This window comes from Streptomyces sp. RKND-216, from assembly GCF_004795255.1.
Lineage (GTDB): Bacteria > Actinomycetota > Actinomycetes > Streptomycetales > Streptomycetaceae > Streptomyces > Streptomyces hazeniae.
The window spans coordinates 3,454,774-3,470,590 of sequence record NZ_SSBQ01000002.1 but is presented as its reverse complement, the minus strand read 5'-3'; the positions used below and the strand labels follow the sequence as shown (position 1 = coordinate 3,470,590).

Annotated in this window: 15 protein-coding genes; 8 read left to right on the top strand and 7 right to left on the bottom strand. The window is 72.9% G+C overall.

Annotated elements, in window-relative coordinates:
• The first annotated feature begins 12 nt into the window (after positions 1 to 12).
• Positions 13 to 861, top strand: coding sequence for a family 3 encapsulin nanocompartment shell protein (locus E4198_RS15555; protein ID WP_136183681.1), 849 nt, complete (start codon positions 13 to 15; stop codon positions 859 to 861).
• Positions 854 to 2,056, top strand: coding sequence for an MFS transporter (locus E4198_RS15550; protein WP_136183680.1), 1,203 nt, complete (start codon positions 854 to 856; stop codon positions 2,054 to 2,056). The genes E4198_RS15555 and E4198_RS15550 overlap by 8 nt, the downstream gene beginning before the upstream one ends.
• An 82-nt stretch (positions 2,057 to 2,138) precedes the next feature.
• Here E4198_RS15550 and E4198_RS15545 read toward each other — a convergent pair whose 3' ends face one another.
• Positions 2,139 to 2,564, bottom strand: coding sequence for a hypothetical protein (locus E4198_RS15545; RefSeq protein WP_136183679.1), 426 nt, complete (start codon positions 2,562 to 2,564; stop codon positions 2,139 to 2,141).
• A 196-nt stretch (positions 2,565 to 2,760) separates the two neighbouring features.
• Here E4198_RS15545 and E4198_RS25725 point away from each other — a divergent pair, with 196 nt between their 5' ends.
• A complete protein-coding gene (locus E4198_RS25725; protein WP_136183678.1) occupies positions 2,761 to 5,643 on the top strand; it encodes a LuxR C-terminal-related transcriptional regulator in 2,883 nt (960 codons plus the stop codon).
• Between the two features lie 138 nt (positions 5,644 to 5,781).
• Here E4198_RS25725 and E4198_RS15535 read toward each other — a convergent pair whose 3' ends face one another.
• Entirely contained in the window at positions 5,782 to 6,330 is a 549-nt protein-coding gene (locus tag E4198_RS15535) for a hypothetical protein (RefSeq protein ID WP_136183677.1), read from the bottom strand.
• 267 nt (positions 6,331 to 6,597) lie between these two features.
• On the opposite strand from E4198_RS15535, the gene E4198_RS15530 reads away from it, so the two are divergent.
• Together E4198_RS15530 and E4198_RS15525 are read left to right on the top strand one after the other, a co-directional pair.
• On the top strand, positions 6,598 to 6,840 hold the full coding sequence (locus tag E4198_RS15530) for a twin-arginine translocation signal domain-containing protein (RefSeq protein ID WP_136183676.1): 243 nt from the start codon (positions 6,598 to 6,600) through the stop codon (positions 6,838 to 6,840).
• Positions 6,840 to 7,586, top strand: coding sequence for a peptidoglycan-binding domain-containing protein (locus E4198_RS15525; RefSeq protein ID WP_136183675.1), 747 nt, complete (start codon positions 6,840 to 6,842; stop codon positions 7,584 to 7,586). The genes E4198_RS15530 and E4198_RS15525 overlap by 1 nt, the downstream gene beginning before the upstream one ends.
• Positions 7,587 to 7,929: 343 nt before the next feature.
• Here the strand turns inward: E4198_RS15525 and E4198_RS15520 are convergent, their stop codons facing one another.
• Both E4198_RS15520 and E4198_RS15515 read right to left on the bottom strand, forming a co-directional pair.
• A complete protein-coding gene (locus E4198_RS15520) occupies positions 7,930 to 9,579 on the bottom strand; it encodes an alpha-amylase family glycosyl hydrolase (RefSeq protein ID WP_136183674.1) in 1,650 nt (549 codons plus the stop codon).
• Positions 9,580 to 9,727: 148 nt separating this feature from the next.
• Positions 9,728 to 10,651, bottom strand: coding sequence for a helix-turn-helix transcriptional regulator (locus E4198_RS15515; RefSeq protein ID WP_247597699.1), 924 nt, complete (start codon positions 10,649 to 10,651; stop codon positions 9,728 to 9,730).
• Positions 10,652 to 11,062: 411 nt separating this feature from the next.
• On the opposite strand from E4198_RS15515, the gene E4198_RS15510 reads away from it, so the two are divergent.
• Positions 11,063 to 11,242 carry a hypothetical protein gene (locus E4198_RS15510; protein ID WP_027765814.1) on the top strand — a complete coding sequence of 60 codons (180 nt, stop codon included), beginning with the start codon at positions 11,063 to 11,065 and terminating at the stop codon, positions 11,240 to 11,242.
• Positions 11,243 to 11,331: 89 nt separating this feature from the next.
• On the opposite strand, the gene E4198_RS15505 is transcribed toward E4198_RS15510, so the two are convergent.
• The 3 genes from E4198_RS15505 to E4198_RS24945 form a co-directional block, all read right to left on the bottom strand.
• On the bottom strand, positions 11,332 to 12,630 hold the full coding sequence (locus tag E4198_RS15505) for an extracellular solute-binding protein (protein ID WP_136183673.1): 1,299 nt from the start codon (positions 12,628 to 12,630) through the stop codon (positions 11,332 to 11,334).
• A gap of 172 nt (positions 12,631 to 12,802) precedes the next feature.
• Positions 12,803 to 13,825, bottom strand: coding sequence for a PP2C family protein-serine/threonine phosphatase (locus E4198_RS15500; protein ID WP_136185410.1), 1,023 nt, complete (start codon positions 13,823 to 13,825; stop codon positions 12,803 to 12,805).
• Positions 13,826 to 13,999: 174 nt separating this feature from the next.
• Complete coding sequence (locus tag E4198_RS24945; protein ID WP_168711446.1) at positions 14,000 to 14,176, bottom strand: hypothetical protein; 177 nt, start codon at positions 14,174 to 14,176, stop codon at positions 14,000 to 14,002.
• Between the two features lie 197 nt (positions 14,177 to 14,373).
• On the opposite strand from E4198_RS24945, the gene E4198_RS15495 reads away from it, so the two are divergent.
• Positions 14,374 to 14,616 carry a DUF397 domain-containing protein gene (locus E4198_RS15495; RefSeq protein ID WP_136183672.1) on the top strand — a complete coding sequence of 81 codons (243 nt, stop codon included), beginning with the start codon at positions 14,374 to 14,376 and terminating at the stop codon, positions 14,614 to 14,616.
• Between the two features lie 267 nt (positions 14,617 to 14,883).
• Positions 14,884 to 15,795 carry a helix-turn-helix transcriptional regulator gene (locus E4198_RS15490; RefSeq protein ID WP_136183671.1) on the top strand — a complete coding sequence of 304 codons (912 nt, stop codon included), beginning with the start codon at positions 14,884 to 14,886 and terminating at the stop codon, positions 15,793 to 15,795.
• Positions 15,796 to 15,817 lie beyond the last annotated feature (22 nt).

Genomic DNA, 15,817 nt, shown 5'->3' with positions numbered 1-15,817 from the left:
AGGACGATGCACATGACCACCGTGCAGGAGACCGACCCGAAGGCGACTGCCCTGTCCCCGGGCGAGCGGTTCGCCCGCGCCTACCTCGACCACGGCCCGGAGGCGGAGGTGTGGTTCGACTACACGCTCAGCGACGCCTTCCAGCCCGTCGAGGACCGGCCGCGCCTGACCACCCGCAACCTCTTCAAACACCAGCGGGTCGCCGGGGACACCGTCCGCGGCTGGTTCGAGACCCGCCCGTACCAGCCCGGGACCGCGGCGGCGCTGCGCGAGGCCGCGTTCCGCTTCGACCTCGCCGAGTACCGGCTGCGGCCCATCACCGGCTGGGTGCAGATACCCGACGGCCTGGCCGAACACCCCGAGAGCCTGGTCCAGTTCATCGACCGCCGCCTGATGGTGCGGCTCGGCACCGCCGAGAACCGCGCCCTCACCCTGGACGTGGTGGACCACCCCGACGTGGCCGAACTGCCCTACCGCGGCTCGTACGTCTCCGGGCTGCTCGCCGCATTCGACGAGATCGAGCAGACCGGCGGCACCGGACACGCCATGGTCGTCAACCCGGTCGACTACTACGGGAAACTGGTCGGCTCCGGCAGCGTGCTCGACGACCTCGCGCGCGAGAAGGTCAAGATCTGCCGCAACCGGCACGTCGCACCCGGCTGCGCGCTGGTCGGCGACTTCTCCATGGCCGCCCGGCTGCTGGAGTCCGGCCGGTCCGTGATGAAGGTGGCCCAGCCCCCGGCCGGCACCTTCGACCGGCCCGGCACCGCCGTGTGCGCCGAGGTGTACGAGGGCGTCGCGGTCCAGCTGCCCACCCACTTCTTCCACGTCGTGCCGGAGGGGGGCGTCCGACATGGCTGACACCGCGAAGAGCACGGGCGCGGCGGCAGGCGCGGCGGGTACGGGCTCCGCCGCGCAGCCGGGCCCGAAGCAGCCCTGGGTGGGCACCTTCGTCGGACTGGTCTGCGCACTGCTGTGCACGTTCACCGCCGTCGGCATGGTGATCCCGGTCGTCCCCCGGCTGGTCACCGGCGAACTCGGCGGCTCCGCCTTCGAGGTGGGCGTCACCTTCGCCGTCTCCGGCGTGACGGCACTGCTGGTACGCCCGTACGCGGGCCGGCTCGCGCAGCAGTACGGCTGCCGCAAGGTCATGATGCTCGGCGCGCTGGTCATCACGATGGTCGCGGGCGTGTACGCGCTGCCGCTGGGGTTGGCCGGACTGTGGACCGGCAGGTTCCTGCTGGGTCTCGGCGAGGCCCTGCTGTTCATGGCGGGCTCGCTGTGGACGGTCGGTCTCGCCCCGCAGGACCGGCGCGCCCAGATCGTCGGCTTCTACGGCCTCGCCATGTGGACCGGGTTCGCCGTCGGCCCGATCCTCGGCGAAGTGGTCTACCGGGCCGGTTCGTTCACGGCGGTGTGGATCGCGGTGGCCGTGCTGCCCGCGGTCGCGTTCGCCGTGGTGTGCCTCCTGACCGACCGCATCGCACGCGGCGCGCAGGTGTCCGCGAAGCTGCTGCCGCGCGCCGCGGTGCTGCCCGGCGTCTCCCTGCTGTGCGGCTCGTTCGGCTACGGCGTGCTGGTGAGCTTCGGGGCACTGGCGATGACCGCCCGCGACATCGCCGACGGTTCGGTCCTGGTGTCCGCGTTCGGCGCCGCGTACGTCACGGTCCGCGTGCTCGCCGGGCGCATCCCGGACCGGGTGGGCGCGTTGCGGGTGGTGCTGATCTCGGCCCTCGTGGAGGCGGCGGGCCTCGCCCTGATCGCGTTCGCGCCCTCGCTGTGGGTCGCGGCGCTCGGCGCGCTGATCGCGGGCGGCGGCTTCACGCTGCTGTACCCGGCGCTGGCCCTCATCACCATCGACGCCGCCCCGGAGAACGAGCGCGGTGCCGCGCTGGGGGCGGTCACGTCGTTCTTCGACATCGGCGTCGGCGTGGCCGGACTGCTGGGCGGCGTCCTCGCGGAGTTCAGCTACACCGCGGTCCTGGCCGCCGCCTCGGTGGCGGCGCTGGGGTCGCTGCTGGCCGGCAGGACGGCCGCGGCACGCGCCCGCGCGTAGGGCCTCTCTCCGGGGCCGGCTGGGTCTCGGCGGACGAAAGGGGCCGCGCCACGCGCGCGCCCCTTTCGTCCGCCGGAGGGCGCTACGCGGGCCAGCCGTCGGAGGAGCCGGTGGGTCCGCCGTTCTCGTAGAGGACGACGCAGCGCCGCTTCGCCTCCCGTTCGGCGAACTTCTCCGCCGCGGCGGCGCCGTTCTTCCTCCGCTCCGCCTTCGCCTCAGCCACGACCTCTAGCAGGATGTTGTTCTGGCTGTCCGACAGCCCGCGCGACTGGTAGTCGCCGTAGCCGCCGTCCCCGCTCAGTTCCCTCTTGGCCCAGTAGCCGACGAGTTCCGCGCAGATCCGCTCGGGCGGCTTCGGGGTCGGGGAGGCCGTTGCTGTCGCGGACGCGCCCGGATCGCCCTCCGCCTGCGGGTCCGCGCCGTTCGTGCCGCAGGCCGTGAGACTCGCGGCCGTCACGGCGGCCAGGAGCGTCGCCGCCAGGCGTAGGAGGGGTCTGCGTCTCTGCATGCCGCACAACGTAAGGGCGCCGCGCGGGGCCCGCCAGCGGAACCGCGTGATCCGTCGGGCGCCCCTGGGGGAAAGCACGGTGACCTGGTACGACGTCTGGTCCGTGCGGGCCCGCGCGTGATAGGCAGCGTGGCATCGGGACCGGCGGCGGCGACGGCACCGGACGTGCCCACCGACGACAGCGAGGAGCGCTCTCATGTGCGAGCGGGCGTGGGAGCGGGCGCTGACCGAGGCGCTGACCGACGACGCGGACGCCGGGAGTCCGGCCCTGCTGCTCGTCGAGGGGGCCGCCGGGACCGGCAAGAGCCACCTGATCGAGGCGCTGCTGGAACTGCCCCAGGCGCGCACGGTGCCGCGGCTGGCCGTCCGCTTCCGGTCCTCCGGTGCGCTGGCCGTGGCCGAGCCACCCGCCGCGGAGCACCGGGCGGCGACCGCCTGCCTGGCCCTGGAGGCAGCGCTGAACGCGGTACGTCCGCTGCTGCTGGTCGTGGAGGACGTGCAGCACGCGGACGACGACTCCCTGAGGTTGCTGCGCGGGCTGCTGCGCGAACCGCCGCAGCGGTTCGCCGCCGTGCTCACCTACCGGCCCGAACAGCTGCCCCGGCGCGGTCTGCCGCTGGGAGGTGCCGCGAACTATCCGGCGCAGCTGTCGGTGCTGCGGTACGTGCCGCCGCCGCTGGACGAGGCGCAGGTCCGGGCGCTGGCCGGGGACGTGCTGGGCGCGGAACGGTGCCCGGAGGAGTTCGTGAACCGGCTGCTGCGCGACTCCGCCGGGGTGGCGCAGGTGCTGGTGGACCTGCTGCGGATGCTGCGCGACGCTGACGAGAGCCGCGACCACGCGGACGTACGCGACCACTTCACCGCCGAGGACGTGGACGAGGCGGGCGTGCCCGTGCGGCTCGCGGAGGCGGTGCTCGACCAGCTCGACGCCCTGGACGCGCCGCACCACCCCGTGGTCTGGGCGGCGGCGGTACTGGGCGAGCCTGCCGGGGTGCAGGACCTGACGGCCGTCGCGGGGCTCGGTGAAGAGGAGGGACACCGGGCGCTGGTCGCCGCGCTCGGGTGTGCCGCCCTGCACGAGACGGGCCAGGGCAGGTACGGCTTCGCCGTGCCGCTGGCCGCCTCGGCGGTGTACCGGGTGCTGCCCGGCCCGGTGCGGGAGCGGCTGCATCACCGGGCGGCCGCGCTGCTGGCGGCCCGCGAGCCGGCGCCGTGGGCGGCGGTCGCCCGCCACTGGCGCGGAGGCGGCCGTACGGAGGACTGGCTGCGCGCGGCCGAACGCCTCGCCGAGGGCGAGGCGGCGGTCCGCGAGGACACGGCGGCACTGGCCCTGCTGGAGCAGGCGCTGGCGGAGAAGGGCGTTCCCGCGGAGCGGCGTGGCCGGCTGGCGCTGACCCTCGCCCGGGGCGCGATGCTCGGGGTGCGGTCGGAGGGCACCGCCCAGGCGCTGCGCGGCATCGTGGAGGACCCGGCGCTGCCGAGGGCCGTCCGGGGCGAGATACGGCTGGAGCTGGGGCTGCTGCTGCACAACCGGAAGCGGCGCTTCGATGAGGGTCGCGTCGAACTCCGTCGTGCGGCACAGGAGTTGACGGAACGTCCAGCGCTGGCGGCACGTGCGATGGCGGCGCTGGCCAATCCGTTCTTCCCCGGTACCTCGCTGGAGGAGAACCTCGGCTGGCTGCGGCGCGCCGAGGAGGCGGCCGCCGCGTCGGCGGACGACGGCGCCGTGACGGCGGTGGACGCGTGCCGGGCGACGGTGCTGATGAACGCGGGCGATCCGGCCGCATGGCCGCTGGTGGCCCGGCTTCCCCGGGACGCCACCGACCGGGCCTCGCGGCAGCAGGTGGCGCGCGGCCTGTGCAACACGGCCAACGGCGCGGTCTACCTGGGCCACTACCGGCGGGCCGACGAACTACTGGACGAAGGCGTCGCGTTGGCCCGGAACAGCGGGGCACCGTTCCTGGAGCGTGTCGGGCGCGGTACCGGGCTGGTCCGCGACTGGCTCGCCGGGCGCTGGGCGGGTCTGGCCGAACGCTGCACCGGGCTGGTCGCGGAGGACGGCATCGCCAACGACGCACGGGTGGTGCTCGCCCTGCTCGCGCTGGCCAAGGGCGACTGGGCCACGGCGGAGAACTGGCTGCCGGACGACGACCCGCCGGCGTCCGAGGTGTTCGAGGCACCAGTGGCGGCGACGGCGGCGGGCGCGCGTATCCGACTGCTGATGGCGCGGCAGCGGACGGAGGCCGCGTCCGCGGCGGCGACGGCGTCCTGGGACTGGCTGCGGCGCAAGGGGGTGTGGGTGTGGGCCGCGGGGTTCGCGCCCTGGGCGGTCGAGGCGCACGTGAGAGCGGGGCACCGGGAGCCGGCGCGGGCGATGGTGGCGGAGTTCGCGGCGGGCCTGGACGGGCGGGACGCGCCGTGGGCGGAGGCGGCGCTGCTGTGGTGTCGGGCCGTGGTGGCGGAGGCGGACGCGGAGGGCGCAGCCGTGGCGCACGCGGTGACGGTCGCCGGGCACGCCGCCGGGCTCGACGTCGGCCACGCCGTCGGGTACTCGGCCGGGGAGGCCGGAGCCGCCGGGCGGGAGCCGGGCCACGGTGCGTGGGAGGAAGCCGCCCGCCTGTACCGGGAGTCGAGCGCCGCCTTCGCCCGCCTGCCCCATCCCTATGCCGAGGCCCTCACTGCCGAGGGCGCCGGGCGGTGCGCCGTGTGGCGGAACCGTCCGCAGGCGGAGGCGGCGGGCGGGGAACTGGCCCGGTGCGTGGAGCTTCTGACCGGTCTCGGCGCGGCGTGGGACGCGGCGCGGGTACGGGCCGTGCTGCGGGCCCACCAGCCAGCCGCACAGCGCAGACGACCGGGACGACCGGCGTACGCGGAGCGTATGTCGCCGCGTGAGGCGGAGGTGGCGGAACTGGCCGCGACCGGCCTGACGAACCGGGAGATCGCGGCGACGCTGCATCTCTCGCCCCGCACCGTGGAGCACCACGTGGCCCGTGCGATACGGAAGTTGGGCGTCGATTCACGGCAGGCGCTGGCCGAGCACCACCGGGTGGCCGGTGGAGGCGGGGAAGCGGCACCGTGACCCCGCGGTGCGCGCACGCGGGGCGGTGTCCGGACGCTGCCGTTTCCGGACACGCGGACGGGCCGGCCGCTGCTGCGGCCGGCCCGTTCGTGGTGCCGAGTGCCGGTGGGGGGCCGGCGCTCTCCGGTCGGTGACCGGTCAGCACATGGTCGTGCGCATCACCGCCGAGGGGCTGGACCAGTCGGCGCAGCCGGAGGCCGAGTGGCCGTACCAGTTGTGCCCGAACTCGTGCGCGGCGAGCAGGGCGAAGTCGTTCACCATGGTGGAGAGCATGATGCGGTCGCCCATGCCCCAGTTGCAGCCGACCACGTTGCCGCCGCCGCAGCCGGAGACGTAGCCGCCGGTGCACTCGACCGGGGTGCCGCTGGAGGAGGTCTCGGTGCCGCTGCCCCAGTAGTTGGCGCCCTGGCGGATGGCGCTCTCGTAGCCGCTGCAGGAAGCGGTGATGTGGTAGCTCCAGGCCGGGACCTGGAAGGCGGCGCGGTCTTCGGCGGCCGGCGCCGGGGCGTCGGAGTGGGCGTGGTCCCCGTGGGTGTCGCCGACGAGGTTGCCCTCCTCGCCGAGCAGGGTCGCCGAGTAGGCGGGCGGGGTGTCCGTGGGCTCGGCCGCGTTGGCGGTCACCGGGAGCATGAACACCAAGGCCGCGGCGAGAGCGGCGCCTGCGACTCTTCGAACTGTTCCGAGCATGTCAAATCTCCTTGTGTGGGGGAACGGTCGCCTCCACGCCGGCCTCCCAGCCGCCGCGGTGAACCGCCAGACCTCGCACCCCGAACTGCCGGATGTGAGGCGGATCACGGAGAACGTACGACCGGATGCGCGGCGTACCTATACGGGTGGGCCGAACTACGGATACGCAAAAAACCCCTACCCCCGCGCTAGGGGTGCCCGTGCTCATGACAAACGCCTCTCCACGCAGTACTCGTGAGTACGGACCCCCACACCCCAGGAGGCACGTTGACCACCCGACCCACCCGGCGGGGCTTTCTCACCGCCGCCGCAGCGCTGGGCGGCGCCGCCGCCGTCCCCGTCATCTGTTCCGGCCCCGCGCACGCCGTGGCCGGCAGAGGTGAACTGCCCGTCGTGAACCGCCCCGACCACCCGGCGGCGGTCTACGCCTCCGGTGACGGGCGCAACGCCCACGCCGAGCCCCTGAACGCCAGCGTCGACTGCGAGCTGCACGGACGGAGGACCCGCTGATGGCCACCTTCGTCACCCGCGCTCAGTGGGGCGCGCGTCCCCCGCGCAGCACCAGCGGCAATATCACCCCCCAGAACGGCGGCGTCACCGTCCACCACGTGGGCGGCAGCAAGGTCGCCGCGTCCAGCCACAGTTCGTGCGCGGGCCAGGTCCGCGGGCACCAGAACCACCACATGGACGGCAACGGCTGGTCGGACATCGCCTACAGCCACCTCGTCTGCGTGCACGGCTACGTCTTCGAGGGCCGCGGCGAGAACGTCCGCACCGCCGCCAACGGCACCACCTCCGGCAACCAGAACTGGTACGCGGTGTGCGGCCTCGTCGGGGGCAGCTCGTCGAACTACGACAGCATCACCAGCGGTCTGATCGACGCCTTCCACCACGCCATTACGCGGCTGCGGAACCAGGGCGGCGCGGCCGGCGCGGTCAACGGCCACCAGGACCACAAGGCCACCGCCTGCCCCGGCAACCTCTATCCGCTGGTGCTGGACGGCACGCTCAACCCGGGCGGAGGCGGCGGCACGCCGTCCTGGCCGGGCGTGTACTTCACCCAGCCGCCGATCTTCAACCACCCGAGCGTCGCGACCTGGCAGTCGAAGATGAACAGTGCACACGGCTTCAGCCTGGGCGTCGACTCCCAGTACGGGCCGGCCTCCGAGAGCGCCTGCCGCACACTGCAGGGCCGCAAGGGTCTGACCGTCGACGGCGTCGTCGGCCCGGACACCTGGAACGCCACCTTCTCCTGACGGGGTCGGCCGCCGATCGGGGGCGCATCCGGCGCCGCTCGCGCGCCGGGTGCGCCCCCGACGGCACGGTCTGCGCCCTCCCCGGCGGCGGGTCCGGCGCCCACGATGTGACACCTGTCGTGGGCACGAGAAGGGCGGTCGGCATGGGTACACAGTCGAAGTGCAGGGCGTGGACGAAGAATGGAGGGAACTGTCAGAACCTGGCGATGAAGGGCGCCTCACGCTGCCACCTGCATCGCGGCGCCTGGTCGTCGTACGGCTCCGGGAAGCGGAAGGGCAAGCGCCGTTGACGGCGACGGGCAGCCGGCTGTGACCGTCGGCTGCCCGTCGCCGTGCGCACCGGTCAGACGCCGGTGCCGGCGCCCAGGTCGAAGACGCCGAAGGCGAAGGACTCCGCGGTGAGTGTGGTGGGGGTGACGGTCACGCCGGAGACCTCCAGCGCGGCCGGGGTCGTGCCCGGCGGCAGCATGCAGGGCAGCGGCATCCGGACCGGCTCACGGCGGGGGTTGACCACCACGAGGTAGCGCTCCCCGCGCAGGTACACCAGCGGGTAGCCGGTGTTCAGCACCCGCACGGCCCCAGAGGGCCCCAGCTCCGGCGTGGACCGGCGCAGCGCGATCAGCCGGCGCACCAGGTGCAGCAGCGAATCCTCATCCGCGCGCTGCCCGGCGACCGTGGGGCGGTCCGGGTCCGGGTCGAGCGGCAGGTACAGGTCGTCCGCCGGTGCCGTGGAGAATCCGGCGTTCTCACCGTCGTCCCACTGCATGGGCGTGCGGGAGCCCGCTCGGTTGTACCGCGGGCCGAGGACGCTTCCCTCGTGGTCGGGCAGCCCCGGCACGTACCGCATGCCGATCTCGTCGCCGTAGTAGATCGCGGGCAGCGTCGGCCACGTCATCTGGAAGGCGAACGCCACCGGCAGCTCCTCGCGGGTGCGCGGCGAAGTCGCGAGCCGGGAGAAGTCGTGGTTGGAGGTCGGCAGCACGATGTGTCCCGCGCCGCCGATGGCGGCGGCCGCTTCCTCCCAGGCATGGGTGAACCGGTCCGGGGAGCCTTCGCCGTCGGCGTGGAAGTAGCAGCTCAGCGGGTCCCAGGAGGTGTCGACGGTACCGCCGCCGTTGCTCCACAGCGATCGCATGGGCAGGCCGTTGGACGGGCCGCCGAACTGGAGGAAGAAGTCGCCGTGGAAGCCCGCCGGGACCGAGACCGACGGATCGCCCCACTCGCTGAGGATCACCGCGCGCGGGTGGGCGCGGTCCAGCCACCCGCGCAGCTCCTGCCACAGCTTCACGGTCTCCCGGTGCTCCGGGTCGTCCTTCACCAGGGAGGAGGCCATGTCGACCCGGAACCCGGAGAGTCCCAGACCCAGCCAGTGGTCCATGATCTCGCGCAGCGCGGCGCGGTTCGCGCGCGGCCCCTCCGCGTCGACGGGCTGACGCCACGGCTCGTCCGGGTGCGTGCGCGCGTAGCCGAAGTTGAGCGCGGGCTGGGAGACGAAGAAGTTGGGCAGGTACGCGCCGGGCCGGGGGCCCGGCGAGGGGGCGAAGCCCGCCGGTACCGGGTCGCTCTCGGTCCACACGTAGCGGTGGTCCGCCGGGTCCTCCAGCGCGTGCCGGAACCAGGGGTGCTGGTCGGAGGTGTGCCCGGCGACCAGGTCGAGCAGCACCCGGATGCCCCGCCGCCGTGCGGCGTCGACCAGCTTGGCGAGGTCGTCGACGGTGCCGTAGCGGGGCGCGGGGGTGAGGTAGTCGGACACGTCATAGCCGCCGTCGCGGAACGGCGAGGCGAAGCAGGGATTGAGCCAGACGGTGTTCACGCCGAGCCAGGCGAGATGGTCCAGTCGCTCGGTGATGCCCGCGAAGTCGCCGATCCCGTCGCCGTCGGAGTCGGCGAAGCTCTGCGGATAGATCTGGTAGAGGACGGCGTCGGACAGCCACGCCGGGGCCTGGACGGCGGCGTCAGCGGGCTCCGGCTGCAGGAAGCGTTCCGGGGACATGGGGCGTGCGGCCTTCCTCACGGGGGTGCGTATCGGCTCCCACGATGCCCGCCCCGGGGGCGGGGCGGAAGACCCGGCCCCCACGACGGCCGCGCCGCCCCGGCAGCCGTCGTGGCAGCCGGGGCGGAGGGCGGGGCGGAAGCCCGGCTCAGAGGTCGTCGCGGAGGGCGCGCAGCAGCTCGGGGGTGCGGGAGGCCCGCTCGGCCTGGACCACCAGGCGGTTGAGCACGTCCCAGTAGTGGTGCACGTCCGCGGGCTTGTCCGGGTACACGGCGCTCGTCAGCTGCTCCAGGTAGACCATGTCGGGGAGTTGGCCGCCGGGCAGCCGCAGCATCGTCACCGAGCCGCACAGGGCCGGGTGGCCCCCGCAGGCGAACGGCAGGAGCTGGATGGTGATGTGCGGGCGCCGCGCCATCCGGGCGAGGTGGTCGAGCTGGTCGCGCATCACGGCCCGCGAACCGAGGGGGCGGCGCAGCGCCGCCTCGTCCACCACGACCCACAGGTGCGGCGGAGTCGGCCGGTCGAGCACCTCCTGCCGGCGCATCCGGAACTCCACGTGCCGGTCCAGTGCGTCCTCGGACGCGTCCGGGTGCCCGAGCCGTACGACCTCCCGCGCGTACGCCGGGGTCTGGAGCAGGCCGGGCACGAACTGCACCTCGTAGCCACGGATCACGTCCGCCGCCTGCTCGGCACCGAGGTAGTCGTGCAGCCAGGAGGGCACGAGGTCGAGGTAACGGTGCCACCAGCCGGGGGTGTTGGCCTGCTCCGCCAGGGTGCGCACCACGCTGCGCTCGGCCTCGCCGACCACGCCGTAGAGCGCCAGCAGGGCCTCCACGTCGCGCTGCTTGCTCCCGGTGCGGCCGTGTTCGAGACGGCTGATCTTCGACCGTGACACCCCGATCGCGGCGCCCGCCTCGGTGTGGGTCAGCCCGCTCTCCTCGCGCAGTACGCGCAGACGGGCGCCGAGCGCCCTTCTCGGTACCGTGGGACCGGGCCGCCACAGCTCCACCGGGCGGCACGCCGGGTCGCCGCCGCTCACGGTCAGGTCGCGCACGGTGTGTGAGGTGTCCACGTTCACTCCGTCATCCGTCGGTGGCCGCCGGAACGCGCCGGCCCGTCAGGCGCGTCTGCCATGTTCGCATGGCACATGCACCCGGGGTGAAGTCCGACGACGGCATCGAGACACCGATGAGACCCCGGCCACACGGCTCAACCCCCTGGCACGAGGCGGGAAACGCTCCGGGCACGTGAGATGCGCCACGGAGCGGGGGCGCACGACGGCGCTCGGTGACGGCAGGGGCCGGGGGCACATGCCACCGGCCCGCATCGGGAGTGTCGCGCCTGAGCTGCGGTTTTCCACCCCATGAGGCCGGAAGGACCGATCTGCACCCCTGCTCGGCGGGGCGCACGCGGGCGCATCCGGGTCGTTCCGGTACGAACGCACCGGGTGAGATTGTCGGTCACCTCCCCTAACCTTGCACACATGTCCACTTCGTCTACACCAACGCCTTCCGGCTCGACGGCCGCCGCGGACGCCAACACGGCGATCCGCGAGTTCGTCGCGGGCCGTCGGGTGTGGACGCCGGCCGACCTCGCGGAACTCGCCCGCCTCCGGCGGGCCTGGATGAGTGCCACGCAGGGCTCGGTGACGCGCGCCGCGTAACCCGACCCGTCCGCCCCGGACCCCGACACCTCGAAGACCCCGGATTCCTCGCGGAGTCCGGGGTCTTCACCTGTCCGCAGCGCCGGGCGTCAGGGCACCGCCTCGGCTTCCGCCGCCACCTTCTCCTCCCCGGCGACGGCATCGCTCTGCACCCGCCCCAGTACCGTGCGCGGCGCACCGCCACCCAGGACCGCGCTGCCGATGGTGGCGCTCAGCCGCCGCGAAGCCTCTCCCCAGGACGACTTGCCGAGCGGGTAGAAGCGGGCGACGTCCAGCGACTCGATGAAGGGCCAGAGCGGCTTGTGCGCCGCGTCCTCCCGCATCGTGTACGCGGCCTCGGTGGTCACCGGCAGCATGTTGTGGGTGCCGGCGTACTCGACCACGTACCGCTCCTGGTAGACGAAGTCGAGGAAGGTGCGGATCTCCTCCGCGTGACCGTTCTCCTTGAACGCCATCGTCCAGTCGGCGACACCGGTGGTGGTCCGCGCGGGAGCGGTGCGGCCGGGCAGCGGGGAGGTGCCGAAGCGGACACCGCTCTCCAACGCGAGCTGCATGAGCCCGGGATGGCCGTTGAGCATCGCCACCTCGCCCTCAAGGAACGCCGCGTACACCTCCTGGCGGTCGGTGGTGGCGGGGTTCTCGTTGGTCAGCCCCGGGCCGACCAGTTCGTCGCGGAGGAACTCGAAGGTGGCGACGTTCTGCGGGGAGTCGATGTCGTACGAACCGGCGTCGCTGAGATAACCGCCGCCGTTCCCGAGCATCCAGTTGAGCGTCTCGGCCTGCGCCTCCTCCTCGCCCAGCGGGAGACCGTACGGCGTCTTCACCCCGACCGCCTTCAGGGAACGGGCCGTCCGCAGCAGCTCCTCCCAGGTACGGGGCGGCTCCTCGACGCCGGCCTGCTCGAAGAGGTCCTTGTTGTAGAAGAGCGCGCGGGTGCTCGCGGAGAACGGGAACCCGTACTGGACGTGGCCGACCGTGCCCGCCTGGACCAGGGACGCCGTGATGGACGCCTGGGTGTGGGTGGAGAGCACCTCGCGGGCGCTGTAGAGCAGGTCGCGGCGGGCGTAGCCGGCGAACGAGGCGCTGGTCTGGGCGAGGTCGGGGATCCGGTCCTCGGCCACCCTCTCGCGCACCTCGGCGTCGATGGCGTCGCGCTCGTAGAGGTCGACGTCCACGTCGATGTCGGGGTGCTCGAACCGGAATTCGCCGATCAGCTTGTCCCAGAACCGCTGGGAGCTGTTGCCGGAACGGTCCCCGTGCTCGACCGCCATCAGCTTGAGGCTGACCTCACCGCCGAGTGGGTTCTCGCCACCGCAGCCGGTGAGCGTCGCCAGCAGGCTGGTCGCCAGCCCGGCCGCGACCAGGCCGATCTTCCGTCGTCGCTGCACTGCCCGCACCGCCCTCGCTCGGTTTCGGCCGTTCACATGCCGGACGGCGGATGTGAACGTTCGACGCGGCAGGGAGTCTCCCCCACCCGCACCGTGACGTCCAGATCACAGCACGTATCGCTTCGGTATCGCCTGCCCGGAACGATCACCGGGCCCTCCCCCGTCCCCCACGTCACGCACGCGGGGAGCACACATCTCCCCGCGTGCGGTGGCGGAGCAGCAACATCGCCGCGTCGTCCCGCAACGGGCGCTCCACGTGCGCCACCAGGTCCTCACGTATCGCGTCCAGCGCGGTCTGCGGGTTGGGGTCCTTGAGTAGTCCGGCGCGTTCCGCGAGCGGGTAGAAGCGGTTGTCCGGATCTCGCGCCTCGGTGACGCCGTCGGTGTAGAAGAGCAACTGGTCGCCCGGGGCGAAGGGCTGGGCGTACGGCAGCGGCTCCTCCTTCGCCAGCGAACCTAGCCCGAGCGGCGGCGCCGGGTCGGGCACCTCGACGTACTCGACGCCCCCGTCGTGCCGCACGAGCAGCGGCGGCGGGTGCCCGAAGTCGAGCAACGTGGCTGTGTCGTCGGAGAGTTCGGCAAGCACGGCGGTCACGAATTTCTCGTCGGACAGGTGTCGCCCCAGGGCACGCTCCAGGCGGGCGCCGACGGTCACCAGATCCACCTCGTCGTAGGCGGCCTCCCGGAAGGCGCCGAGCACCACGGCCGCGGTCTCCACCGCCTCCAGCCCCTTCCCCTGCACGTCCCCGACGATCACGCGCACCCCGCGCGGCGAAGTCACCACCTCGTACAGGTCACCGCCGATGCGGGCCTCGGCGACCGCCGAGGTGTAGGAGACGGCGATGCGCAGCGGGCCGACGCTGAGCGGCACCGGCCGCAGCAGCACCCGCTGCGCCACCTCGGCGATGCTGCGGACGCTGGCCAGTTCCGCCTCACGGCGCTTCCGTCCCGCCGTGGCGAGCAGACCGGCCGCCGAGACCCCGGCGACGCCGAGCAGTGCCGTCGAGCCGCGCCGGTCCCCGAACTGCCCGTTGTACAGGCCGAGTGTGAGGCACAGTCCCATCGCGAGCACGCTGATGGCACCCGTGCGCCGCATGCTGCCGGCGAGACCGGCGAACGCGGGGCCGAGCGCGATCAGCGGCAGGAAGCCGACTCCCGGCCCGGCCGTGAGGTCGATGACGGCCACGGCGGCCATCGCGGCATACGGCAACCACGACAACAACCGACCGGGGTGGGTGCGGGAGGGCTCGGCCAAGGGTGACTCCGGCGGATCGACGAACGCCGCCTTGTGGGCGGCCGACCGCCCAAGCTTCGCAGTGTTGCGCCACCCTGCACAAAGCTTTCCGGGATTGACCGGTCGGGACCCCTGTCAGTGACCGCTTGCAGGGCTCCGCGGAGTCTCCGCCCGGTCGGCGCGGGCCGCGGCCACGTCCCGCAGCCAGGACGGCTCGTCGGCGATCTCCAGCAGCAGGAGCAGCCGCGTGAGCGGGTCGTCCCACTCGCAGTGCGGTGCGTCGGTCTCGGTGCAGAGAGGGGGTGGCGTCATCACGAACTCCACTGCCGTCATCGGTACCTGGAAACGAGCTGACACAGGTTCGGACAGGTCGCCTCCATCATCCGCCTCCGGAGACGGAGCTGCAAGCACATCTGCAAGAACGGTCGTAAGGACAGATGCAAGAACACCCGCAAGGACATCTGTAAGAACAGGTGCAAGAACACTCGCCTGATGGCATGGTGATGCCCATGCACATCGACCACGCGATGCAGGACCCCCGACTCCGTCACGTCACCTGGCGCAAGAGCCGCCGCAGCAACCCCAGCGGCAACTGCGTCGAGCTCGCCGAACTCGCCGACGGCGGAGTGGCCGTACGCAACTCCCGTTTCCCCACGGGCCCGGCCCTCCTCTACACGCCGGCCGAGATCACCGCCTTCATCCAGGGCGCCAAGGACGGCGACTTCGACGACCTGCTCGACGCCGGCGCCTGACCGCCGCCTGCGGACCACACCGACCACCACCCCCACACCCGTCGCCCCCACACACCCCACTCCGGCGACCGGCCGTCCGAGACCGGCCTTCCGCCCGACCAGCGGAGCAGTCGCCGAACGACACCACTTCGCGCCCGCGCCCACCACACCGAGCGCGGGCGCGTGCCGTCGGTCACATGCGCCTGGCCAGTGTTCGGCTGTACGCCGGGCCTTGACAGTGGGACACTGGGCATCCTGACGACTACTCACGGGAGCAGGGGCTAGGAGATGGCAGCACAGCCGGAACCGGAGAGCCGTTCGTCGGTCAGGCGCATCCTCGACCACCCGCGGGGCGGGCCGACCATCCTGCGCATCGTGCTCGGCACGCAGCTGCGCCGGCTGCGCGAGACCGCGGGCATCAGCCGGGAAGCGGCCGGCGACGCGATCCGCGGCTCACACGCGAAGATCAGCCGGCTCGAGCTGGGCCGCACCGGCTACAAGGACCGGGACGTCGCCGACCTGCTGGCGCTGTACGGCGTGCACGACGCCGAGGAGGTCGAGAACTTCCTCGCCCTCGCCCGCCAGGCCAGCGTCCCCGGCTGGTGGAACAAGTACAGCGACGTGCTGCCCTCCTGGTTCGAGCAGCTGATCGGCCTGGAGGAGGCCGCGTCCGTCATCCGCACCTACGAGGTGCAGTTCGTGCCGGGCCTGCTGCAGACGCCCGAGTACGCCCGCGCCGTCACCCGGCTCGGCCACCCCCGCGCGAGCGAGGCCGACATCGAGCGGCGCGTGCGGCTGCGCATGGAGCGTCAGAACGCCCTGGAGAGCGAGTTCGGCCCGAAGCTGTGGGCGGTCGTCGACGAGGCGGCGCTGCGGCGCCCGCTGGGCAGCGAGCCCGAGGTGATGCGGGACCAGATCGAGCACCTGCTGAAGATGGGGTCACGGCGCAACATCACGCTGCAGATCGCGCCGTTCAGCATCGGCGGGCTCTCCGCGGCGGGCGGGCCGGTGACCATACTCCGCTTCCTCGAGCCCGACCTGCCCGACGTGGTCTACCTGGAACAGCTCACCACGGCCCTCTACCTGGACAAGCAGGACGAGGTGGAGAACTACATGGTGGTCATGGACCGGCTCTGCGCGACGGCGGAGACGCCGACCAGGAGCACCGCGTTCCTCAGAGAGCTGCGCGAGGAGTTCTGACGAGAGACGCCGGTGGCCGGCC

Excerpts from the sequence above, each read along its gene's own strand:
- E4198_RS15555 (WP_136183681.1), top strand. The coding sequence starts at position 13 with ATGACCACCGTGCAGGAGACCGACCCGAAGGCGACTGCCCTGTCCCCG.
- E4198_RS15550 (WP_136183680.1), top strand. The coding sequence starts at position 854 with ATGGCTGACACCGCGAAGAGCACGGGCGCGGCGGCAGGCGCGGCGGGT.
- E4198_RS15545 (WP_136183679.1), bottom strand. The coding sequence starts at position 2,564 with ATGCAGAGACGCAGACCCCTCCTACGCCTGGCGGCGACGCTCCTGGCC.
- E4198_RS25725 (WP_136183678.1), top strand. The coding sequence starts at position 2,761 with ATGTGCGAGCGGGCGTGGGAGCGGGCGCTGACCGAGGCGCTGACCGAC.
- E4198_RS15535 (WP_136183677.1), bottom strand. The coding sequence starts at position 6,330 with ATGCTCGGAACAGTTCGAAGAGTCGCAGGCGCCGCTCTCGCCGCGGCC.
- E4198_RS15525 (WP_136183675.1), top strand. The coding sequence starts at position 6,840 with ATGGCCACCTTCGTCACCCGCGCTCAGTGGGGCGCGCGTCCCCCGCGC.
- E4198_RS15520 (WP_136183674.1), bottom strand. The coding sequence starts at position 9,579 with ATGTCCCCGGAACGCTTCCTGCAGCCGGAGCCCGCTGACGCCGCCGTC.
- E4198_RS15510 (WP_027765814.1), top strand. The coding sequence starts at position 11,063 with ATGTCCACTTCGTCTACACCAACGCCTTCCGGCTCGACGGCCGCCGCG.
- E4198_RS15500 (WP_136185410.1), bottom strand. The coding sequence starts at position 13,825 with ATGGCCGCCGTGGCCGTCATCGACCTCACGGCCGGGCCGGGAGTCGGC.
- E4198_RS24945 (WP_168711446.1), bottom strand. The coding sequence starts at position 14,176 with ATGACGCCACCCCCTCTCTGCACCGAGACCGACGCACCGCACTGCGAG.
- E4198_RS15495 (WP_136183672.1), top strand. The coding sequence starts at position 14,374 with ATGCACATCGACCACGCGATGCAGGACCCCCGACTCCGTCACGTCACC.
- E4198_RS15490 (WP_136183671.1), top strand. The coding sequence starts at position 14,884 with ATGGCAGCACAGCCGGAACCGGAGAGCCGTTCGTCGGTCAGGCGCATC.